The 19,834-nt window shown below is 70.3% G+C and carries 22 protein-coding genes; 11 read left to right on the top strand and 11 right to left on the bottom strand.

The genetic code is table 11. The features are described from left to right. The first annotated feature begins 32 nt into the window (after positions 1 to 32). On the top strand, positions 33 to 377 hold the full coding sequence (locus AC4D2C_RS01870) for an ArsR/SmtB family transcription factor (RefSeq protein WP_490911973.1): 345 nt from the start codon (positions 33 to 35) through the stop codon (positions 375 to 377). Positions 378 to 389: 12 nt separating this feature from the next. After that, positions 390 to 890 carry an SRPBCC family protein gene (locus tag AC4D2C_RS01865; protein WP_490911971.1) on the top strand — a complete coding sequence of 167 codons (501 nt, stop codon included), beginning with the start codon at positions 390 to 392 and terminating at the stop codon, positions 888 to 890. A gap of 61 nt (positions 891 to 951) precedes the next feature. Here AC4D2C_RS01865 and AC4D2C_RS01860 read toward each other — a convergent pair whose 3' ends face one another. Then, complete coding sequence (locus AC4D2C_RS01860) at positions 952 to 2,097, bottom strand: fatty acid desaturase family protein (RefSeq protein ID WP_490911969.1); 1,146 nt, start codon at positions 2,095 to 2,097, stop codon at positions 952 to 954. Positions 2,098 to 2,118: 21 nt separating this feature from the next. Continuing rightward, on the bottom strand, positions 2,119 to 3,231 hold the full coding sequence (locus AC4D2C_RS01855) for a ferredoxin reductase (protein ID WP_490911967.1): 1,113 nt from the start codon (positions 3,229 to 3,231) through the stop codon (positions 2,119 to 2,121). Positions 3,232 to 3,348: 117 nt separating this feature from the next. Between AC4D2C_RS01855 and AC4D2C_RS01850 the strand changes: the two genes are divergently transcribed. Beyond that, the gene (locus AC4D2C_RS01850; RefSeq protein ID WP_490911965.1) at positions 3,349 to 4,527 is read left to right on the top strand and encodes a PucR family transcriptional regulator; all 1,179 of its coding nucleotides are present in this window, start codon (positions 3,349 to 3,351) and stop codon (positions 4,525 to 4,527) included. Here the strand turns inward: AC4D2C_RS01850 and AC4D2C_RS01845 are convergent. Together AC4D2C_RS01845 and AC4D2C_RS01840 are read right to left on the bottom strand one after the other, a co-directional pair. Further along, positions 4,524 to 5,393 (bottom strand): DNA-3-methyladenine glycosylase family protein, encoded by an 870-nt coding sequence (locus AC4D2C_RS01845; RefSeq protein WP_490911963.1) that lies wholly within the window; start codon positions 5,391 to 5,393, stop codon positions 4,524 to 4,526. The two genes, AC4D2C_RS01850 and AC4D2C_RS01845, sit on opposite strands and share 4 nt — an antisense overlap. Continuing rightward, a complete protein-coding gene (locus AC4D2C_RS01840) occupies positions 5,390 to 6,184 on the bottom strand; it encodes an SDR family NAD(P)-dependent oxidoreductase (RefSeq protein ID WP_490913004.1) in 795 nt (264 codons plus the stop codon). The genes AC4D2C_RS01845 and AC4D2C_RS01840 overlap by 4 nt, the downstream gene beginning before the upstream one ends. 254 nt (positions 6,185 to 6,438) lie before the next feature. Here AC4D2C_RS01840 and AC4D2C_RS01835 point away from each other — a divergent pair, with 254 nt between their 5' ends. The 3 genes from AC4D2C_RS01835 to AC4D2C_RS01825 all read left to right on the top strand — a co-directional run bounded on the left by AC4D2C_RS01835 (position 6,439) and on the right by AC4D2C_RS01825 (position 8,512). After that, positions 6,439 to 6,744, top strand: a complete 306-nt coding sequence (locus AC4D2C_RS01835; protein WP_104048589.1) for a DUF4193 domain-containing protein — start codon at positions 6,439 to 6,441, stop codon at positions 6,742 to 6,744. Positions 6,745 to 6,912: 168 nt separating this feature from the next. Next, positions 6,913 to 7,554, top strand: coding sequence for an alpha/beta hydrolase (locus tag AC4D2C_RS01830; RefSeq protein WP_490911962.1), 642 nt, complete (start codon positions 6,913 to 6,915; stop codon positions 7,552 to 7,554). 31 nt (positions 7,555 to 7,585) lie between these two features. Continuing rightward, positions 7,586 to 8,512 (top strand): AEC family transporter, encoded by a 927-nt coding sequence (locus tag AC4D2C_RS01825; protein ID WP_490911960.1) that lies wholly within the window; start codon positions 7,586 to 7,588, stop codon positions 8,510 to 8,512. Here the strand turns inward: AC4D2C_RS01825 and AC4D2C_RS01820 are convergent. Then, a complete protein-coding gene (locus AC4D2C_RS01820; RefSeq protein WP_490911958.1) occupies positions 8,502 to 9,521 on the bottom strand; it encodes a GlxA family transcriptional regulator in 1,020 nt (339 codons plus the stop codon). The genes AC4D2C_RS01825 and AC4D2C_RS01820 overlap by 11 nt on opposite strands. A gap of 81 nt (positions 9,522 to 9,602) precedes the next feature. Here AC4D2C_RS01820 and AC4D2C_RS01815 point away from each other — a divergent pair, with 81 nt between their 5' ends. Then, on the top strand, positions 9,603 to 9,770 hold the full coding sequence (locus AC4D2C_RS01815) for a hypothetical protein (protein WP_490911956.1): 168 nt from the start codon (positions 9,603 to 9,605) through the stop codon (positions 9,768 to 9,770). A 75-nt stretch (positions 9,771 to 9,845) separates the two neighbouring features. On the opposite strand, the gene AC4D2C_RS01810 is transcribed toward AC4D2C_RS01815, so the two are convergent. Then, a complete protein-coding gene (locus tag AC4D2C_RS01810) occupies positions 9,846 to 11,057 on the bottom strand; it encodes a low temperature requirement protein A (protein ID WP_490911955.1) in 1,212 nt (403 codons plus the stop codon). Positions 11,058 to 11,195: 138 nt separating this feature from the next. Here AC4D2C_RS01810 and AC4D2C_RS01805 point away from each other — a divergent pair, with 138 nt between their 5' ends. After that, positions 11,196 to 12,047, top strand: a complete 852-nt coding sequence (locus tag AC4D2C_RS01805; RefSeq protein WP_490911954.1) for a YsnF/AvaK domain-containing protein — start codon at positions 11,196 to 11,198, stop codon at positions 12,045 to 12,047. Positions 12,048 to 12,140: 93 nt separating this feature from the next. On the opposite strand, the gene AC4D2C_RS01800 is transcribed toward AC4D2C_RS01805, so the two are convergent. The 5 genes from AC4D2C_RS01800 to AC4D2C_RS01780 all read right to left on the bottom strand — a co-directional run bounded on the left by AC4D2C_RS01800 (position 12,141) and on the right by AC4D2C_RS01780 (position 17,224). Next, complete coding sequence (locus AC4D2C_RS01800) at positions 12,141 to 12,539, bottom strand: VOC family protein (RefSeq protein ID WP_490911952.1); 399 nt, start codon at positions 12,537 to 12,539, stop codon at positions 12,141 to 12,143. 76 nt (positions 12,540 to 12,615) lie between these two features. After that, entirely contained in the window at positions 12,616 to 14,709 is a 2,094-nt protein-coding gene (locus tag AC4D2C_RS01795) for an iron ABC transporter permease (RefSeq protein WP_490911950.1), read from the bottom strand. A 4-nt stretch (positions 14,710 to 14,713) separates the two neighbouring features. Then, positions 14,714 to 15,709 (bottom strand): ABC transporter substrate-binding protein, encoded by a 996-nt coding sequence (locus tag AC4D2C_RS01790; RefSeq protein ID WP_490911948.1) that lies wholly within the window; start codon positions 15,707 to 15,709, stop codon positions 14,714 to 14,716. 41 nt (positions 15,710 to 15,750) lie between these two features. Beyond that, positions 15,751 to 16,590 (bottom strand): ABC transporter ATP-binding protein, encoded by an 840-nt coding sequence (locus AC4D2C_RS01785; RefSeq protein WP_490911946.1) that lies wholly within the window; start codon positions 16,588 to 16,590, stop codon positions 15,751 to 15,753. Between the two features lie 175 nt (positions 16,591 to 16,765). Continuing rightward, complete coding sequence (locus tag AC4D2C_RS01780) at positions 16,766 to 17,224, bottom strand: DUF4383 domain-containing protein (RefSeq protein ID WP_490904861.1); 459 nt, start codon at positions 17,222 to 17,224, stop codon at positions 16,766 to 16,768. Positions 17,225 to 17,579: 355 nt separating this feature from the next. Here AC4D2C_RS01780 and AC4D2C_RS01775 point away from each other — a divergent pair, with 355 nt between their 5' ends. The 3 genes from AC4D2C_RS01775 (at position 17,580) to AC4D2C_RS01765 (ending at position 19,759) form a co-directional block, all read left to right on the top strand. Beyond that, positions 17,580 to 18,020, top strand: a complete 441-nt coding sequence (locus tag AC4D2C_RS01775; RefSeq protein ID WP_490911944.1) for an iron chaperone — start codon at positions 17,580 to 17,582, stop codon at positions 18,018 to 18,020. Positions 18,021 to 18,039: 19 nt separating this feature from the next. Next, complete coding sequence (locus AC4D2C_RS01770) at positions 18,040 to 18,801, top strand: class I SAM-dependent methyltransferase (protein ID WP_490911942.1); 762 nt, start codon at positions 18,040 to 18,042, stop codon at positions 18,799 to 18,801. Positions 18,802 to 18,922: 121 nt separating this feature from the next. After that, positions 18,923 to 19,759 carry an SRPBCC family protein gene (locus tag AC4D2C_RS01765; protein WP_490911941.1) on the top strand — a complete coding sequence of 279 codons (837 nt, stop codon included), beginning with the start codon at positions 18,923 to 18,925 and terminating at the stop codon, positions 19,757 to 19,759. Positions 19,760 to 19,834 lie beyond the last annotated feature (75 nt).

The raw sequence follows: 19,834 nt of genomic DNA, 5'->3' as shown, positions 1-19,834 counted from the left end.
GGTTCCCTGCGTCCGGCGTAACGTACAACCACATGGTTGTAGATAAGTTGCACGAGGACGAGGTGAGCCGCCTGTTCCAGGCGCTCGCCGACGCGACACGGAGGGACATCGTGGCGCGCGTCCTGGTCGCCGATTCTTCGGTATCCCGACTCGCCGAGCAGTACGCCATGAGCTTCGCCGCCGTGCAGAAACACGTGGCAGTGCTCGAGCGGGCATCACTCGTCACCAAGGAGAAGCGCGGACGGGAGCAGATCGTGCGCGGAGAGGTCGACGGCGTGCAGAGGGCCCGCCGCCTGCTCGACGACTACGAGAGGATCTGGCGGCAGCGGGTCGACCGGATCGAGGACATCCTCGCCGAAGACGAGGATCGGAACTAGGAAGGCAGCATCATGGCGGTCATCAGCGCAGACAAGGACACACAGGAGCTCAACTTCCGGATCGTCGCCGAGTTCGACGCCGACGTGAAGCGGGTCTGGCGGATCTGGGAGGATCCCCGCCAGCTCGAGCGGTGGTGGGGCCCGCCCACCTGGCCCGCGACGTTCGACACCTACGACTTCACGGTCGGCGGGCGCGCGGAGTACTACATGACCGGGCCCGACGGCGAGAAGGCGCACGGCTGGTGGGTCATCACCGGCATCGACGCCCCCACGCGCCTCTCGTTCGACGACGGCTTCGCGGACGAGAACCGTGAGCCGATGGACGAGCTCGGCCGGACGCACGCCGTCGTCACGCTCGAGGACCTCGGTGGCCGTACCCGCATGACCCTGGTGACGGGCTTCGAGTCCCTCGAGCAACTCGACCAGATGGTCGGGATGGGCATGGAGGAGGGGCTGAAGGGCGCCCTGGGGCAGGTGGACGCCATCCTCGCCGAGCAGGACGCCGTCGCCTGACGGACACACGAAGGCGCCGCCGTCCCCGAAAGGGACGACGGCGCCTTCGTGCCTGTGCGGTCTACGCCGTCGCGGTCTTCGCCTTGCGGGGCGGCAGGGCGAGCTTGAAGATCTTCGCCCAGGTGGAGCCGACCTGCTTGGGCAGGGGGCCCGTGGTGTAGGGGAGCTTGTAGCGGGTGCAGATCTCGCGGACCCTGACCGCCACCTCGGCGTAGCGGTTGGACGGCAGGTCCGGGAAGCAGTGGTGCTCGATCTGGTGGGACAGGTTGCCTGTGAGGAAGTGCATGAGCTTCGAGCCGGAGATGTTGGCCGAGCCGATCATCTGGCGGACGTACCAGTCACCGCGCGTCTCGCCGTCGACCTCCTCCTCCGTGAACGTGTCCGTCCCGTCGGGGAAGTGGCCGCAGAAGATGACGGCGTGCGCCCAGAAGTTGCGGATGGCGTTGGCGGCAAGGGTGCCGTACAGCGCCTGCTTGCCGGAACCGGTCAGCATCGCGACGGCCGGCGTGGCGGCGTAGTCCTTGGAGAACTGCTTGACCACCTTGACGCCCACCGCCTTGAGGTCGCGGTTCATGGCCTCCTTGGACTTGAGGCCCTCCTTGTACTCGGGGATCTCGAGGTCGTACAGGGCGATGCCCCACTCGAAGACCGGCGCCAGGATGGCGTTGTACAGGGGGTTGCCGAGGTTGAACGGCCTCCACGGCTGGTCGGGGTCCATGCGGAGCAGGTTGTATCCGATGTCCCTGTCCTTGCCGATGACGTTGGTCCAGCGGTGGTGCAGGTCGTTGTGCGTGTGCTGCCAGGAGCGCGCCGGGGTGACGAAGTCCCACTCCCAGGTGGTGGAGTGGATGTCCGGATCGCGCATCCAGTCCCACTGGCCGTGCAGCACGTTGTGCCCGATCTCCATGTTCTCGAGGATCTTGGCGAGGCTCAGCATGGCCGTGCCGGCGAACCAGGCCGGCTTGTACTTGCTGAACAGGAGGGTGCCGCGCCCGGCGAACTCGAGGGAACGCTGCAGCTTGATGACGCGGCGGATGTATGCGGCGTCGGTAGCACCGCGCTTGGCCAGGATGTCGTCGCGGACGGCGTCGAGTTCGCGGCCCAGCTCCTCGACCTGCTCGTCCGTCAGGTGCTTCGCGGCGTCGGGGCGGACCAGGGGGTGGCCCGAGGCCGCGAGGGCGCCGGGGCGGGTCAGGGTGTCGGTCATGGGGACTCCTCTGGTGGGGGATTAAAGGTCGAGGTTCACGGGCCCGGCGGCAGCCGAGACGCAGGTCTGGATGAGTTCGCCGGGGGTGTTGTGCAGTTCACCGGTGCGGAGGTCGCGGACCTGGCCGGCGCGCAGCGGGATCAGGCAGCTGTGACAGATGCCCATCCGGCAACCGCTCGGCATGAGGACACCGGCGTCCTCGCCGATGTCGAGCAGAGGCGTGTCGCCGTCGGCCTCCACCTCCCGGTCGGACTGTTCGAAGGTGACGAGTCCGCCGTCGTGCCCGGCGCCGGCCGTCAGGTCCGTGCTGAACCGCTCGATGGTCAGCGTGCCCGTGCTCGAGGCCTGCCCTTCGGCGCCCGCCGTGACGCCCGGCGCGCTGCGTGCGGTCTCCAGGGCCGCCTCGCGCTCCCACAACTCCTCGGCGGCATTGAGGAAGCCCTCCGGCCCGCAGGCGTAGGCTGCCCGTGAGCGCCAGTCCGGGCAGAGGTCCGCGATGGTCTTCGCGGTGAACTCGAGCCTGCCGCGGACGCCCGTGAACCAGTGGCGGACCGTCAGGTTGGGGAACTGGTCGGCGAGCTCGTCCAGTTCCTCGCGGAACAGGCTCTTCTCGGGTGTGCTGTTGGAGTTGATGAGCACCACGTCGGCGTCCGGCCTGCGGGGGACGAGCGTGCGGATCATCGACATGACCGGGGTGATCCCGCTTCCCGCCGTGAGCATGAGCAGTGACCGCGGGTGTTCGGGCAGCACGAAGTCGCCCTGCGGTGTGGCCAGGAAGAGGACGTCGCCCGGCTTCGTGTCCCGCACCAGCACGTGGGACACCGATCCGGCGTCCTTCACCGTGATGGCGGGATCATGCCCGGCCGCGTTGCTCAGCGAGTAGGAGCGCCACTGGCGCACGCCGTTGAGCTCCACGCCGATGCGCGCCCACTGGCCGGCTTCGTGTGCGTGCCAACCGTGGCCGGGGCGGAAGTAGATGGTGGCCGAGTCCTCCGTCTCGTGCACCACGCGCGTGACGATGCCGCGGAGCTGCCGAGAGGAGTACACCGGATTGAACAGCGCGAGGAAGTCTTCCGGCGTGAGGGGGGTGATGAGCGCGGAAGCTGCACGCGCCAGCTTGGTGAGCCGGATCATTGTATCTACGATATAGCCTCTCCCGCTAGAAATCTTCTCTCTCGGCATACAGTTGGAGGAGAAGAACTATCGTGGCGAAATAGATGGGGTGCTCGAGTGGATCGTGACAAGGTATCCGTGACTCCACCGGAGCCACCGTGGCTGGCCCTTCCGCCGGAGGTGAGCGACCGCCTGAGGCCCCTCACCGCCGATCTGGTCGAGGCGATCATCCAGGCCGTCCCCCAGCTGGTCCCGGCCTATGCCCGGCCGATCGAGGGCGGCTTCGGCCGCGGACTGCGCCTCGGCGTGGCCGTGGCCCTGGACCGGTTCCTCGAATTGCCGGGCACGAGGCTGCCCGCCCTGTCCGACCAGAGCCGCCAACTCGTGGCGGGCCTCGGCCGCGGCGAATTCCAGCACGGACGCAGTATGGATTCGTTGCTCGGCGCCTACCGGATGGGGGCACGCGTGACCTTCCGTGAGATGTCGCGACGCTCCATGGAGGAGGGCCTCGGCTCCGCCGTCGTGGTGGACCTCGGCGAATCGATCATGGCGTACATCGACGAGCTCTCCGCCGTGAGCGCCCAGGCCTATGCGTTCGAGCAGTCCGAACGCGCGGGTGCCGTCGACCGGCGGCGCGCCGAACTGCTCGAACTGCTGCTGCTCGGCCAGGCGGACGAGACGGCGCTGCGCCAGGCGGCATCGCTCGCCGACTGGGCCGTGCCCGCGCAGCTCGCCGTCGTGACGCTTCCGCTGGAGCGGGCCCAGGGGCTCCGGCAGCGGCTCGCGCCCGGGGCGATCGTCGTCGAACGGGAGACCGACGCCGTCGCACTGGTGCCCGAGCGGGGGCCGGCGTCGCGTGCTGAACTGCACCGGGTCCTCGCCGGCAGGAGCGCGGCGATCGGTCCTGCAGGCACTCTCGACCAGGTCGCGGAGTCGCTGCGCCTGGCGGTCCTGGCGGCGTCCATGGTGCCGCCGCGCGAGGGTGACGACGATCCGCCGGTCTGGGCGGACGAGCACCTGACGGAGGTGGTCCTGGCCGCCGAGCCCTCGGCCGTCGAAGAACTGGCCCGGCGGCGGCTCGCACCGCTGGCAGGGCTGCCGGACGGCCAGCGGAAGAAGCTCGAGGAGACCCTGCTGGCCTGGCTGCGGCACTGGGGCCAGCGGGCGCCCATCGCCGAGGAGCTCGGCATCCATCCGCAGACCGTCGGCTACCGCGTGCTGCAGTTGCGCGAGTTGTTCGGCGACGCCCTGAAGGATCCGAAGGTGCGCTTCGAGCTGGAGATCGCGCTGCGCAGCCACCGGCGGGCTGCCGCCTAGGTCCCGCTGTACGTGGCCGCGGTCCAGAGGTGGAACAGCGCGTAGGCGCGGTAGGGGCGCCAGGCCTCCGACAGCCGCTCGGCGTCCCGGATGGTCGGGCCGCCCATGGCGCGGCGTGCCACGAGATCGCCGGGTGTGAACGCGTCGGGGTCCCGCAGGACACGCACGGCCAGGTAGTCGGCGGACCACGGGCCGATCCCCGGGATGGCGAGCAGGTCCTTCCGCAGCATCGCGTGGTCACCCGCAGGGTCGAGCGTCAGGCCGCGGGCGACGGCGCGCGCCACGTGCTGCACCGTCGCGGCCCGCGTCCGGGTCACGCCGACGGCGGCCCGCAACTCCTCGTGCGGAGCTGCGGCGATGGCCTGCGGTGTGGGGAACAATGTGAGGCCGGCGTCGGTCGGCGTCCCGTAGGCGGCGACGAGCCGTCCGCCGAACGTGCCGCCCGCGGCCACCGACACCTGCTGCCCGAGGACCGTCATGATCGCGGCCTCGAAGGCCTCCGGATAACCGACCGCACGGAGGCCCGGGCGGCGGCGGACGAGCGGGCCGAGGAGGGGGTCGCCGTCGAACGCGCGGGCGACGGCGGCGACGTCCGTGTCGAGGTCCAGCCACGTCCGCGTGGTGCGCACGAGGTACGCGAACTCACCGTCGTCGTCCGTGTCCGCGGTGAGCTCGACGTCGTCGGACCGGACGGTGACGGTGACGCGGCGCGGGCCTCCAGGCGTCGGAAGCAGGCGCGTGTGCGTGCGGCCGGACACACCCGAGCCGGCGATCTCGCAGCCGGGGATGGCATGGTTCGCGAGGATCGCCGCCAGCGGACCGGGCTCGAGCGCGCCGTTCGGGGTGAGGACCGCGGTGCGGCTCACGGGAGGATGGCGTCCACGTAGCCGCCGTCCACGCGGACCGCCGCGCCGGTGGTGGCCGAGGCGAGCGGGGAGGCGAGGTAGGTGACCATGTTCGCGATCTCGCGCGGCTCGATCAGGCGCTGCAGCAGTGACTGTGGTCTGTGGTCCTTCATGAACTGCCGTTGCGCGTCCTCCCACTCGAGGTCCTTGTCCACGAGCTGGTAGACGAAGTCCTCGACCCCGCCGGTGTGGGTGGGGCCCGCGATGATCGAGTTCACCGTCACGCCCGTGCCGCCGGCCTCCTTCGCGAATCCGCGCGAGACCCCCAGCAGTGCCGTCTTGGACACGCCGTAGTGGATCATCTCGGCGGGGATGGCGACCGCGGAATCGCTCGCGATGTACTGGACGCGGCCCCAGCCGGTATCGATCATGCCGGGCAGGTAGGAGCGGGTGAGGCGGATGGCAGTGAGGACGTTGACCTCGAAGTAGCGGCGCCACTCGGCGTCGTCGATCTCCAGCGCCGGCTGCGCACCGAAGATCCCGAGGTTGTTGATGAGGATGTCCACGGCGGGCAGGATGCCGAGCGCCGTGGCGACGCCGTGGTCCGCGGTGACGTCGGCCGCGACGGCCACGAGGTCGGCGTCGGGCACGTCCTGGCGGATGGTCTCCATGGCACGGACGACCCCGCGGTTGCTGCGGCCGTTCACCCCCACGCGGGCACCCGCGGACGCGAGACCCGCCGCGATGGCCATCCCGATGCCCTGCGTGGACCCGGTGACGAGCGCCGTCCTGCCGCTGAGGTCGATTGCCAATGCCATGGAAGCTCCTGGGCCGTCGGGGGAGGGGATCGGAACCAACCCTACGACGGCGGCGCCCGGCCGGTGCGTGTAGCACGCGCGGCCCCGGTCCGTCACATCGGGGCGCGGATCGGCGGGCGAGCGGGGCGTGGAGAAAAGTTCCAGTTCCAGCCGGTATATTGCTCCCGGTATATGGAATACTTCCGCCTCCCCCGAGGTTGAGAGTGGCATCTGGGCGTATTCCCGCCCACAGAAGGAGATCTACCCCCATGGCAACCGACTACGACGAACCACGCGTCCGTCCGGAAGACCAGCCAGCCAACGAGTCCCTCGAGGCTATCCAGGCACAGCGCAGCGCGACCACGCAGACCGCGTTGATCGATGTCGAGGACGGCGAGACCGCCGAAGGGATCGACCTCCCCGGGGCCGACCTCTCCCACGAGGAACTCCTCATCCAGGTCATCCCGCAGCAGGAGGACGAGTTCACCTGCATGTCCTGCTTCCTGGTCCACCACCGCAGCCAGCTTGCGCGCGAGAAGAACGGCGACAAGTACTGCACCGAGTGCGAGGGCTGACACGACGTCCGGACCGCTCTACGAAAAGCCCCTGGCCCTTCGGCCAGGGGCTTTCTTCGTCAGGCGGCCGGCGTGCGCAGCCCCGGCTGATCCGCACCGACCAGACGTGCGCGATCGGGTGCTCGTGGTGGGCGTGGTTCCGCGCGTGCCGCCCAGTACGGTGGAGGGATGGAGTCCTCACACGTCATCGTCCTGCCCGGAGGCGGCTACGGCATGCTGTCCGACACCGAGAGCGAGGTCATCGCTGAGCGACTGCGCTCGCTCGGCCTCTCGGCCGGTGTCTTCTACTACCCGGTGCAGACCCGGCACCCCGGCCCGCTCGACGCCGTCCGTGAGGAGATCCGCCGCGTCCGCGCCGCCGGCGTCGAGCGGCTGGCCCTCCTCGGGTTCTCCGCGGGCGGGCACCTCGCCGGTCACGCGGCGCTGACGGCGTCGGCGGACGCCGTGGAGGGCGTCGACGCCGCCGTCCTCTGCTACCCCGTGGTGTCGATGGAGCTCGCGACGCACCGCGGCTCGCAGGACGAACTGCTCGGGCCCGGCGCCGGCGGGGAGCTCCGCGCCGCCACCTCCCTGGACCGCCTCGTGACGGCCGACGCCCCGCCGTTCTTCATCTGGCACACCGCCGAGGACGACGCCGTGCCCGTGGAGCACACGTACCTGCTGGGGCAGGCGCTCGCCGCGCACTTCGTCCCGCACGCCCTGCACGTGTTCGCCGAGGGCGAGCACGGCCTCGGGCTGGCCGAGGGCGCCGGCGCCGCCCAGCAGTGGACCCGGCTCGCCGCCGACTGGCTCACGGCCCAGGGCTGGTGACCGGCCCGGTCCTTCCCGGGGGTGGGGCCGCGTGATCCTGCAGACCCTCGTGGTGCTCGGCCCGGTCATCGGGCTGATCGCGCTCGGCTACGCCCTCCGGGCGCGCAGGTTCCTGGCGCCGGCCTTCTGGCCGCCCGCGGAGAGGCTCTGCTACTTCGTCCTGCTGCCCGCGCTGTTCATCAGCGGCACCGCGACGGCGGATCTCGCGGGTCTGCCGATCGCCCTGATGGCGCCGATCCTCGCCGGGCCGGTCGTCGTGACGGCGCTCGGGCTCGTGGTCGCGCAGCGATGGCTGGACCTCGACGGGCCCGCGTTCACCTCCGTGCTGCAGGGCAGCATCCGGTTCAACAACTACCTCGGCCTCTCGATCGCCCTCGCGCTCTTCGGACCCGGCGGCGTCGCGCTCGCCGCCATCGCGAACACCGTCCTCGTGCCGCTCGTCAACGTCCTGTGCACGCTCGGATTCGCGCGCTACGGGGCGGAGCGGCTGACGCTCGCCGGCACGGTCCGGAGCATCGCCACCAACCCGCTGATCGTCGGCTGCGTCGTCGGGATCCTGCTGAACGTGTCGGGTGTCGGACTGCCGCCGGGCGTCGCCGAGTTCGTGCGGGCGCTCGGCAGCGCGTCGCTGCCGCTGGGGCTTCTCTGCGTGGGCGCGGCCCTGGACCTTCGGAGTATCGGCCGGAACCCGGGCGCCGTCGTCCTGGCCACCGCGGTGAAGTTCGCGGTGCTGCCCGGTCTCGGTATCGCCGGGTGCCTGTTGCTGGGCCTCACGGGGGAGCCGGCCGCCACGGTGATCCTGTTCCTGTCCCTGCCCACGGCGTCCTCGGCGTACGTCATGGCGCGGGCCCTCGGCGGGGACGCGCAGCTCATGGCCTCGACCATCACGCTGCAGACCATCGCCGGGGTGCTCTACCTCCCGGTGGTGTTCTTCGTCATCCGTGCGCTCACCGGCTGAGCGCGCGTCCGCCGAACTGTTCCTCAAGCTCGTGCAGGTCGAGGTCGCAGCCCTTGTCGGATCCCCGGAACGTGCGTCGGTATGCGGCCGGACTGACGCCGAGGGCCTTCTGGAAGTGGTGGCGCAGCAGCACCGCCTGCCCGAACCCTGCCGCACGGGCGACGGCATCCACGGTCAGCCGCGTCTCCTCCAGCAGCGACTGCGCACGCAGCAGGCGCTGCCCGGTGAGCCAGGCGGCCGGTGTGGTGCCCGTCTCCGAGCGGAACCGCCGGGCGAAGGTGCGTTCGCTCATGTGCAGGCGCCGGGCGAGGGTCGCCACGGTGATGTCCTGATCCAGGTGATCGGCGAGCCACACCAGCAGTTCCTCCATCGACGCACCGCACTCGGTGGGGATGGGCCGCTCGATGAACTGTGCCTGACCGCCGTCCCGGTGCGGGGGCACCACCATGCCGCGGGCGATCGCCGTCGCGGCCTTCGGCCCGAATGCCTGGCGGACGAGGTGCAGGCTCGCGTCGATCCCGGCGGCCGTACCGGCACTCGTGAGGATGTTGCCGTCCTCCACGTAGAGCACGTTCTCGTCCACGCGGATCTTCGGGTAGGTGTCGGCGAGGGCGCTCGTGTACCGCCAGTGCGTCGTCGCGGAGCGGCCGTCCAGCAGCCCGGCCTCCGCGAGCGCGAAGGCGCCCGAGCAGACCGAGAAGATCCGCGCGCCCCGGCGGTCCGCGGCCTGCAGGGCCTCCAGGACGGCGGCGGGGACGTCGGTCCCGGCCGAGAAGGGCGCCATGATCACGAGGTCCGCGTCGTCGACTCCGGAGAGATCCTCGTCGACCTGCAGGGACACGCCCGAGGACGTCCGCACCATGCCGGGGGCGGGCGTGCAGATGCGGAGGCCGAAGGCGGGCAGGCCGACGCCGAGCGCCGAGCGGTCGACGCCGAACACCTCGCAGACCACCCCGAACTCGAACAGGGCGAGGTCCGGCAGGACGATGACGGCGACCGTGGAGAACATGCAAGCAGTATGGCAGTTTCTGAGCGTTGCGGGTCGTTCCTGCCACTCTTTTTTACGGCCCAGGAGGATCAGGATCGGTGCATGAATCTTCTCCTGATCCTCCTGGCCATCGTCCTCACGACCCTCCTGGTGCGGTACCTGCTGCGGATCATCCGCACCGACGCGCCGTCGGACCAGCCGGCGTCGCACGCCGACTGGAACGTCGACTCCCTGCCCAGTTCCGCCTACGCCCTGCGGCACGACGCCTAGGGCGACCGTTCGGGTGCCCGTTCAGGCGCCCGCGTCACGCCGGGCCGCCTGGAGCCGGTCGCTCGATACGTGCGCTCAGTGCTGGCCCTTGGCGTGCTCCTCGCGCACGGAGGCCCGCGTCTCGGCGTACAGGAGGCTCTCCACCGCCACGAGTACCGCGGCGATCGCGGCCGCGAGCGCGAGGGCCGCCAGCGGTGCGAGGGGCGCGGCCACGGGGATCAGCAGGATCAGCACCGCCGCCCCGCCGAGCCGCCACTTCTTCCAGTACCCGCCGATGCGGCGCCAGAAAGCGGAACTGCCGAGCAGGAACAGGGCGGCACCGCCGAAGAGCGCGAAGGAACCGAGCACACCGAAATCCTTCGTCTTGTCGATGTACGCCAGGACGTCCTCCACGCCGAACGCCGACAGGATGATCCCGGCGACCAGGGGCAGGTGCAGGTACGTGTAGCCGTCCACCGCGGCCGAGGTGCGTGCGTTGCCCTGCAGGGCTGCGAAGCGGTGCTCGGCGGCAATCGCGGTCACATCGAAGTGGAGCCACCACAGACACACCGACAGGGCGATCCCGAACAGCGCGCCGAGGAGGATCGGGATGCTCACGGGCTCCTGTGAGGCGCCCACCCCGATGGCGACGATCGATTCCCCGAGCGCCAGGATGATCACGAGGCCGTGGCGCTCGGTCCAGTGTGCCGCGGAGAGCACGCGCCAGTCGCCGCCCGAGGAGGTGAGGTAGGTCAGCGTGATGTCGAGGGCGAGTCCGGCGAGCCAGAACCAGGTCTGCGACGGCCCGCCGATGACCGCGCCGGCGGTGATGAGTGCAGAGCCCGAGAACATCGCCACGGAGGTCCTGATCACCTGCCGCTGGAGCGGTTTGTCGTCGACCGACGCGTACAGGTAGAGCAGGAGGTGCAGCAGGCGCACCACGAAGTACGCGAGGGCGAGGACGAGCGGCCCGCTGAGGCCGCCCTCGAGGTCGGTGAATGCCTCGGGGATGGCGAGGGACGCGATGAACATCGCCACCATGACGGCGGACAGGCCGAGGCGCATGATGCCCTCGTCCACGTGCGTCTGGTTGCCGAGCCAGGCGTAGGACACCCAGGACCACCAGAGCAGGCCCAGGACGATCATGCCCTGCAGCACACCGGTGAAGGAGTGCTCGTGGGCCATGAAACCGGTGACCTGCGTGAACGCGAACACGAAGACGAGGTCGAAGAAGAGCTCGAAGGTGGTGACGCGGTGCGATTCGTCCGAGACGCGCGCCGCCCGAAGGGGTCTCCGCGGGAGATGCATGCAGCCAGAATAGGACCGGTACGGCCGATCGCCGAGGGCTCCCGGTAGATGAAGTCGACACCCGAGTAGTAAGCATGCTTGCTATCGCCTCGGGTGGGACCTACGGTGAACGAAAGCAACCTCTTCGAAAGGGACGTCATGATCACGCTTGACCAGATGAAGGACGCCATGAACGCCGGCGCCAACGTGCTGAGCGAGGACGGGGCGGTTCTCGGCCCCATGGGCCAGCTCTACGTCGACGACGCCACGGGGGAGCCCAGCTGGGTCACCGTGGCCACGCACGCCATGGGCAACCCCGAGTCCTTCGCACCGTTGCGAGGGGCGACGCTGACGGGCCGCGACGTCCGCCTGCCCTACACGCATGCCAAGGTGTACGACTCCCCGAAGATGTCCCTGGATGGCCACCTCAGCCCCGAGGAGGAGCAGCACCTGCTGCGGTACTACGGCCTCATGGCCGAGAAGGACGACGCCGCCGACCCGACGGCCGCGGGTGTGGCGGACACGTCCGACACCTCCGACACCTCCGAGACCTCCCGCGCCGGCCGCGCCCGCACGCAGGTCTCCCGCCCCGAGGGCGACTACTCCATGACGCGGTCCGAGGAGCAGCTGCGCGTGGGCACGGAGATCCGCGAGACCGAGCGCGTCCGCCTCGTGAAGCGCGTGGTCACCGAGGACGTCACCATGACGGTGCAGATCCGCCGCGAGGAGCTCGTCGTCGAGCGCGTGCCCGTCAAGGACGGCGTGCCGTTCTACGACGACGGCCAGAACTCCTACACGGAGGCCGAGCGCGAGCGCCTGTACTCCGCCGTCGAGACGGCCTTCAACGGCGACACCGTCGAGGTGGTCCTCTACGAGGAGAAGCCCCGCGTGGAGGTGGACGTGGTGCCGATCGAGCGCGTGCGCGTACGCCGCGAGGCCCGCACCCACGACGAGGTCGTCAGCGGCCAGGTGCGCAAGGAAGTCATCGATACGGAGCGCGTCGAGCTGTAGGCGTCCCGGCCGGGCTTCGGCCCGACCTCGAGAACAGGAGTGACCGTCCCACCGCAGGTGGGGCGGTCGCTCCTGTCCTTCCTCCGTCGGGCCCTAGTGCTCGCGGGCGGAAAGGATGCAGAACTCGTTGCCGTCCGGGTCCGCCAGCACCTCCCAGCTGACGTCGGGCCCCTGCCCGACGTCGACGCGGCGTGCGCCGAGGGCGACGAGGCGCTCGATCTCGGCGGCGCGGTCGTCCGTGCTGTGCGGTGCGAAGTCCAGGTGAAGACGGTTCTTCCCCTGCTTCTCGTGATCCACAGCGACGAACACGAGGCCCGGCGGGACCTGCTCGAAGGAGAGTCTCGGCTCCAGCTCGCGGGCCCACGGCGGCACGACGGCGGCCTCTTCGTCGTCCTCGAAGATCACCTCCCAGCCCAGGGAGTCGGACCACCAGTGCGCGAGGGCGCGATGGTCGGAGGATTCGATGACGGTGGAGTACCAGCGGAGAGTCATGTGTCGATTGTGCCGCGGCCACGGTCCGCGCGCAGCGGGCCGCAGGACAGCTTCCGTCCGCGGTCCCGGCCGCCCATCAGCGGCTGAGGCGGCTCCGGAACAGCAGGTGGATGAAGTAGGGCGCTCCGAGCAGCGCGGTCAGGAGTCCCGCCGGCAGCTGGGCCGGGGCGATCGCAGTCCGGCCGATGAGGTCCCCGAGGCAGACGAGGATCGCGCCGAGCAGCATCGCCGTCGGGATGATCAGCCGGTGCGAGGCGCCCACGAGGGCCCGGGCCGCGTGCGGTGCCACGAGGCCCACGAAGCCGATCACCCCGATCCCGGCCACCGACGACGCCGTCAGCAGCACCGCCGCGGCCAGCAGGAGCACGCGTGCCTGCGGCACCCGCAGGCCGAGCAGGCGCGGGGTGTCCTCATCGAGGGCCAGCAGATCCTGTGTGCGGTGGTGGGACGCGGCGATGGGCAGGGCGATGAGCAGGGACACGGCCATGGGCACGAGGTGCTGCACCGACCGCCCGTAGGTGGAGCCGGACAGCCAGGTGAGCGCCTTCGCCTCGTTCCACGGGTCGGTGAGCACGATCAGCAGCGTGATCACGGCCGTCGCTGCCGCGGAGACACCGATGCCGATGAGCACCAGGCGGTCGGTCTGCATGCCGCCGCGGAAGGACAGCCCGAACACGATCAGGGCGACGACGGCGGCACCGATGCCGGCTGCCGCACTGATGGTCCAGAAGCCGGCCAGCGGCACGAGGGTGATCACGAGGATCGCGCCCACGCCGGCTCCGCCCGAGACGCCGATGATCGCCGGCTCGGCGAGGGGATTGCGGGTCACAGCCTGGATGGCGGTTCCGGCCAGGGCGAGGGAGGCGCCCGCGAGCAGCGCCGCCCCTACGCGCGGAGCCCGGGTGTCCATCACGCTGGACACCACCGGTCCGGCCTGGCCGGAGACCCAGTTGGCGATGTCGCCCAGGAGGAGCTTCGCGTCTCCGAGCAGGAATCCGGCGATCGTCACCGCGACGAGCAGCACGGTGAGCACCACGAGGACCGCCGCGCTGCGGGCCCCGACGGTGTGCAGGGAGACGGTCCGCGCCTCCCGCGTGGGTCCGTCGGAGCGCATGCGGTGTGCGAGGGCCACGAGGAACACGGCGCCGAAGACGGTGGTCACCACGCCGGTGGGCACTTCCACGGCGCTCTCGGCCCCCACCACGGCACGCAGCAGCACGTCGGCGCCGAGCACGAGGAACACACCCGTCAGCGCCGAGGCGGGGATCAGGGCGATGTGCCGGTGCAGGCCGGGGACACGCGGTGCCGCGAGACGCACGAGGGCGGGCGCCGCGAGGCCCACGAAGCCGATCGGTCCGGCGACGGTCACGGCTGCGGCGGAGAGCAGCACGGCGAGGACGATCGCGAGGACCTGGGTGCCGCGCACGTTGATGCCGAGCACGCGGGCCTGGTCGTCGCCGAGCGTCAGCAGGTCCAGGGAGCGCGACCTGAGGAGCAGCACGAGCAGGGCCGCGCCGGCCAGGGGTGCGAGCAGCGCGAACTTCTCGAGCCCGCTCTGCCCGAGGGAGCCCGAGCCCCAGGCGAAGAGGCCGCGCGTCTCCTGGGCGAACAGCAGCAGGAGGGTGCTGGTCAGGGCGTGGAAGGCGAGGGCGATGGCCGACCCCGCGAGGACCAGGCGCACGCTCGACGACTGTCCGGCGCCCGAGAGTGCGAGGACGAGTGCCGCGGCGCCGAGCCCGCCGAGGAACGCCACGCCCACCGATCCGAGCAGGGGCACCTGCAGGCCGAGGGCCGCGACGGCGACCACGGTGAGGTGGGCGCCGGCGTTGACCGCGAGGGTGTCTGGGGAGGCGAGGGCGTTGCGCGCGACGGACTGCATGACGGCGCCGGCCGCCCCGAGCGCGGCCCCCACGAGCAGGCCGGCCGCCAGGCGGGGGATGCGGCTGGCGGCGACGACGGCACCTGTCGTGGTGCCGTCGTCGTTCCCGCTGAGCAGGGCGAGGATGTCGGCGGGACCGACGCTCGAGGTGCCCTGCGTGATGTGCGCGAGGGCGAGAATCAGGGTGGCGGCGGCGAGGAGACCGCCGGCAACGGCCAGGCGCATGCCGGGGCGCGGGGTGCCGGCCCGGGCCGGAGGCGGAGCGGGCCTGGTCAGCGTTGCCGGCGGCACGGCACTACTTCGCGGCCTGGGCGGTGGCGGCGTCGACCGCCGCGTCGACGAACTGTCCCATGGAGCTGGGTCCGCCGAAGGTCCACAGGGCGTCCGGGAAGCGCGTCACGCGGCCGGCTTCGACGAACGGGAGGCCTGTCCACACGGCGTTGTCCTTCAGCTGCTCCTGGTAGGGGTCACCGAAGGCGTCGTTGGCGATGTACCAGAAGTCGGTGTCCTCGGGCAGGGCGGTGAGGCCTTCGACGTCGGTCTGGGCGAGGCCGTAGGCGGGGTCGCCCTCCACGGTCCAGGCGCTGGCCAGGCCGAGCCGGGCGAAGACGCTGCCGACGAGCGAGGCTTCGGTGAAGGGGCGGATCGAGACGCTGCCGGCGTCGACGTATGCGTCGGAGAAGGCCACGGGCGTGCCTGCGCCGCCGGCCTCCTCGATGGCTGTTCTGCCTTCGGTGATCTTCGCCTCGAGCCCGGACTTCAGCTCGGCGGCCTGGTCCTCGGTGCCGGTGACCGTGGCGATCAGCTCGAGGTTCTCGAACATCTGGCCGATGTTGTCGGTGGCGTCGCCGCCGGGGACGACGACGACGGGCACGGTCCTCTCGATCTGCTCGATGGCGCCCTCGGCGAGCTGGTCGGTGACGATGACGACGTCGGGGGTGAGGGACACGAGGGTGTCGATGCTGGGCTCGCCGCGCACTCCGACGTCCGTGATGGATCCGTCGAGCGGCTCGGCGCTGACCCACTGGGCGTAGCCCTCCACGTCCGCAGCCCCGACCGGCATGACGCCGAGCGAGACGAGGTTCTCGACGGCGTTCCACTCCGTGGCGACGACGCGCTCGGCGGGGCCGTCCAGCGTGATCTCCTTGCCACGGGCGTCCGTGACGGTGATGCTCTCGCCGGTGGCGGCCTCGGTGGGCGTGCTGCCGCCGGCCTCCTCCGTGGTGCCGCACGCGGTCAGGGAGAGCAGGGCGACCGCTGCGAGGGCAGCGAGGATCTTCGGTTGTGTCATCGTGTTCATTTCTCTTCGGAGCGCGGGGTGCGCGAGGGGGATCAGGAGGCGGCGGGCGCGCGCGACATCAGAGGGGCCGCGTTGTGGCGCCCGACGGCGCGGGTGGTGACGGCGCCGCCCGAGACGGTGACGTCGACGCGCACGCCGTAGGCGCGGGACAGGTTCTCGGCGGTGAGGACGTCCACGGCCGCGCCCTGGGCCAGAACGGCGCCGTTCTCGAGCAGCACCACGTGGTCGGCGATGGCAGCGGCCTGGTCGAGGTCGTGCAGGACGACACCGACGGCCACGCCGTGGTCGGTGGCGAGGTCGCGGACGACGTCGAGGATCTCCACCTGATAGCGCAGGTCGAGATAGGTGGTGGGCTCATCGAGGAGCAGCACGCCGGTGTCCTGGGCGAGGCAGCTGGCCAGCCAGACGCGCTGGATCTGCCCGCCCGAGAGCGCCGCGACGGGGCGGTCGGCGAATTCGGCGGTGCGGGTGAGCTCGAGGGCCCTGTCCACCGCGGCGGTGCCCTGGGCGTCCTGCCCGGTCCAGCGGCTGCGGTGGGGGTGGCGGCCGAAGCCGACGACCTCGCGGACGGTCAGGCCGCCGGGCACAGGGCGGCTCTGGGCCAGCAGGGTGATGGTGCGGGCGAACTCGCGGGGGGAGAGCGCGAGGACGTCGGCACCGTCGTCGAGCATCACCGTTCCGGAGTCCGGGGCGTGCAGTCGCGCGATGGTGCGGAGCAGCGTGGACTTGCCGCTGCCGTTGGGGCCGATGAGGGCTGTGACCGTGCCCGGCGTGAGCCTGAAGGAGACGGACCCGACCACCTGTCGGCTGCCGTAGGAGACGCCGAGGTCCGCGACGGAGAGGGCTGGCGCGGGGGCGGGTTGCAGGGACACGCTCTTAGGTTAGGTTCTCCTTACCAGCAGTGCAAGAAATAACGTCATGTCCACGTGTCCTAATTCGACGACACGCTGCGGACGCGAAGAAGGCCCCGGGCGCGAACCAGGGGCCTTCTTCGGGTGCTGCCCGCCGAAGTGCGGCGGGATTCCTGCCGGAGTTCCGGCGGAAGGGTTATGCGTGTGTGGTCTTGCGGGTGGTGTTGCGGGTCAGCAGCAGCGCCAGGGCGATCATGCCGACGCCCAGGAGGAAGTGCAGCCAGTTGTCCGCACCGTTGAGGGGCACGAAGTTGGCTGCGGAGTCCTCGCCGATGACCAGGCCGTAGACCCAGAGGACGAGGTAGATGATGCCGCCGTACAGGAGGTAGGAGCGGGCGCCGCTGATGGTGCGGGCCATGGCGATGCCGGCTGCACCGAAGAGCAGGTGGACGATGTTGTGCAGGATCGAGACCTGGAACAGGCCGAGGAGCTTCGCTTCCGACTCGTGGCCGGCGAACATCATCGTGTCGTAGTCGGAGGTGATGCCGGGGATGAAGCCGAGGATCCCGACGAGCAGGAAGACCGCGCCGACGGCGAGGGCTGCTTTCTGGACATTGGTGCGTGCGCCCGCGTGGGGCGTGTTGGCGGTGGTCATGGATGTTCCCCTTCAGGTGTGCGGTGCATCGGCGCGCCGAGAATCGTCGGCTGCCGACGGTGGCGCGGGTAGTCCGCTGAGTATGGTGAGACCTGCCGGGACGATGGGGCGGCTTCTGGTGAAGCATCGCCTGCGCATTGCGCCCGGCATCGTAAGCCTACTGTGTATCGGCCGTCGGGGGGCGGTGATGCGAAAGGATTTCCGACCGTGTCGCCAGGGGGCGCTCCGGATGCTACCGACGGCGCTACTCGTGCCCCGTTCGGGTACCGCCGGCCCTACCCATGCCGCGGCGTCGTCCCTAGGGTGGGAGCACCGCCGGGCATCGACCCGCGGACCACATCGAGGGAGGCAGATCATGGCACGTCAGACCGACACGACTGAGGGATTCACCGAGCAGGAGCGCGCGGCCATGAAGGAGCGGTCGGCGGAGATGCGTGCCGAGGCGAAGCGCGGCAAGAGCCGGGCCGCGGGGGAGAAGGCGATCCAGGAAAAGATCGCCGAGATGCCACAGCCCGACCGCGAGATCGCGGAGAACTACCATGCACTGGTTTCCGCCGTCGCCCCGGACCTCGAGCCCAAGACCTGGTACGGCATGCCGGCCTATGCGCGCGACGGAAAGGTGGTGACGTTCTTCCAGGCTGCGGCGAAGTTCGACTCGCACTACTCGACGACCGGCTTCAACGACGCCGCGAACCTGGACGACGGCGTGTTCTGGCCCAATGCCTTCTCCATCACCGCGTGGAACGGCGCGGTGGAGGAGGAGTTGCGCCGCCTGGTGGCGAAGGCGGTCAGCTGAGCATCCCGGCGGCGACGGTATGGTCGATCAGCAGAAGCTCTGGGACGACGAGGTGGCCCGGCAGTACGACACGCCAGGCGAAGGCATGTTCGCTCCACAGGTCCTCGGCCCCACGGTTCGGGTGCTGGCGGACCTAGCTGCCGGAGGGCGGGCGGTGGAGTTCGCCGTGGGCACGGGCCGCGTGGCCATCCCTCTCGCCGATGCGGGGGTCGACGTCGCCGGGATCGAGGTGTCCCGCGCGATGATCGCGCGCCTTCGGGAGAAGACGGGCGAGGAGCGCATCCCGGTGGTCCGTGGCGACATGACGGAGGCGACGGCGGGGACAGGGTTCTCGCTCGCGTTCCTCGTTTTCAACACCATCGCCAATCTCCTGACGCAGGACGAACAAGTGCGCTGCTTCGAGAACGCGGCCCGCCACCTTGCGCCCGGCGGGTGCTTCGTCGTCGAACTCTGGGTGCCGCAGCTGCGCTCGTTGCCACCCGGGCATGCCGGGACCGTGGAGGTGGGCGAACCGGGGTACCTCCTGGTGGACACCTACGACATGCTGCACCAGCACGTCGTCTCGCATCACGTGCGGTTCGACCCGAAGGTGACCGGTTCGCGGGACGCGCACCTCGGCCGCACCCCGCACCGATACATCTGGCCCGCCGAGCTCGACCTCATGGCGAGGATCGCCGGATTCCGCCTCGAGTCGCGGTGGGCGGACTGGGACCGGAGCGGTTTCACCGCGGAGTCGGGCAGTCACGTGTCCGTGTACCGGCTGGGCGACGGCGCGGCGTAACACCCGAGAGCGCTCCTCGGATGCAGAACACGGAGGCCGCGCTATACTAAGCAGGCTGATGAATTGTTTCAGTTGTTACTCGCATCGCTAGACGCAGTCCGTCCTAACCGAAGGAGACTCCATGAGCACGAAGGTCGAGAAGAGCATCCTGGTCAACGTCCCGATCAGCATCGCGTACAACCAGTGGACCCAGTTCGAAGAATTCCCGCACTTCATGGGTGGGGTCAAGTCCGTCACGCAGCTCGATGACGAGCGCCTGAACTGGATCGTGGAGATAGGCGGCGTCCGTCGCCAGTGGGACGCGACGATTCTCGAGCAGGTGCCCGACACGAAGGTGTCGTGGGCTGCGACCGAGGGCGCGACGAATGCCGGTTCGGTCTCCTTCGAGGACGTCGGAGGCGGACAGACGCAGGTCCACCTCGCCCTCGAGTACGAGCCCGAGGGCCTGGTCGAGAAGATCGGCGACAAGCTCAATGTCGTCGAGAACCAGGCCGAGGCGGACCTCAAGCGGTTCAAGGCCTTCATCGAGGACGAGGGGTACGCCACCGGTGCATGGCGCGGAACCGTAGGTACCGGCATCGACACGGGCGAGCCCGGTGTCGAGGCGGCTGCGGCTTCCCGTGGTGACGGCGGCAAGGCCGGGATCTCCGGCAAGGTCGCAGCCGGAGTCGGCCTGGCCGCTGCAGCGGCAGCCGTAGGGGTCGCTGCCGGCAAGAAGCACGGCGACGCGGACGCCGTGGAGAACGACGTCACGATCACCCCCGTCGACGGCGCAGTGCCCGAGGTGTACACGAGCGAGGAGAGCGAGCTGTCTCCGAGCACCAGGGACACCCTCCTGCCCGTGGACGACGTCGACCCGGTCGGCACCGGGTCACGGCCCGGACAGACCGGTGCGGCCACGGACGCCCTGGATGATCCGCTGGTGGACAAGAACCGCACCACGGGCGGGGCGCTCTGACCAGCGAGTGACGGTCCCGCTCCGGGACGACCGACAGCCACCCACTCCATCGGGAGTGGGTGGCTGTGCGCTTTT

This window comes from Arthrobacter sp. TJ-240 (genome assembly GCF_058269195.1).
Note: the sequence above shows the minus strand (reverse complement) of the source record. Positions and strands in the feature narration are given on the sequence as shown.

Coding starts and splice junctions, on each gene's coding strand:
- AC4D2C_RS01870 (WP_490911973.1), top strand. CDS start 33: ATGGTTGTAGATAAGTTGCACGAGGACGAGGTGAGCCGCCTGTTCCAG.
- AC4D2C_RS01865 (WP_490911971.1), top strand. CDS start 390: ATGGCGGTCATCAGCGCAGACAAGGACACACAGGAGCTCAACTTCCGG.
- AC4D2C_RS01860 (WP_490911969.1), bottom strand. CDS start 2,097: ATGACCGACACCCTGACCCGCCCCGGCGCCCTCGCGGCCTCGGGCCAC.
- AC4D2C_RS01855 (WP_490911967.1), bottom strand. CDS start 3,231: ATGATCCGGCTCACCAAGCTGGCGCGTGCAGCTTCCGCGCTCATCACC.
- AC4D2C_RS01835 (WP_104048589.1), top strand. CDS start 6,439: ATGGCAACCGACTACGACGAACCACGCGTCCGTCCGGAAGACCAGCCA.
- AC4D2C_RS01830 (WP_490911962.1), top strand. CDS start 6,913: ATGGAGTCCTCACACGTCATCGTCCTGCCCGGAGGCGGCTACGGCATG.
- AC4D2C_RS01820 (WP_490911958.1), bottom strand. CDS start 9,521: ATGTTCTCCACGGTCGCCGTCATCGTCCTGCCGGACCTCGCCCTGTTC.
- AC4D2C_RS01815 (WP_490911956.1), top strand. CDS start 9,603: ATGAATCTTCTCCTGATCCTCCTGGCCATCGTCCTCACGACCCTCCTG.
- AC4D2C_RS01810 (WP_490911955.1), bottom strand. CDS start 11,057: ATGCATCTCCCGCGGAGACCCCTTCGGGCGGCGCGCGTCTCGGACGAA.
- AC4D2C_RS01805 (WP_490911954.1), top strand. CDS start 11,196: ATGATCACGCTTGACCAGATGAAGGACGCCATGAACGCCGGCGCCAAC.
- AC4D2C_RS01800 (WP_490911952.1), bottom strand. CDS start 12,539: ATGACTCTCCGCTGGTACTCCACCGTCATCGAATCCTCCGACCATCGC.
- AC4D2C_RS01790 (WP_490911948.1), bottom strand. CDS start 15,709: ATGACACAACCGAAGATCCTCGCTGCCCTCGCAGCGGTCGCCCTGCTC.
- AC4D2C_RS01780 (WP_490904861.1), bottom strand. CDS start 17,224: ATGACCACCGCCAACACGCCCCACGCGGGCGCACGCACCAATGTCCAG.
- AC4D2C_RS01775 (WP_490911944.1), top strand. CDS start 17,580: ATGGCACGTCAGACCGACACGACTGAGGGATTCACCGAGCAGGAGCGC.
- AC4D2C_RS01770 (WP_490911942.1), top strand. CDS start 18,040: ATGGTCGATCAGCAGAAGCTCTGGGACGACGAGGTGGCCCGGCAGTAC.
- AC4D2C_RS01765 (WP_490911941.1), top strand. CDS start 18,923: ATGAGCACGAAGGTCGAGAAGAGCATCCTGGTCAACGTCCCGATCAGC.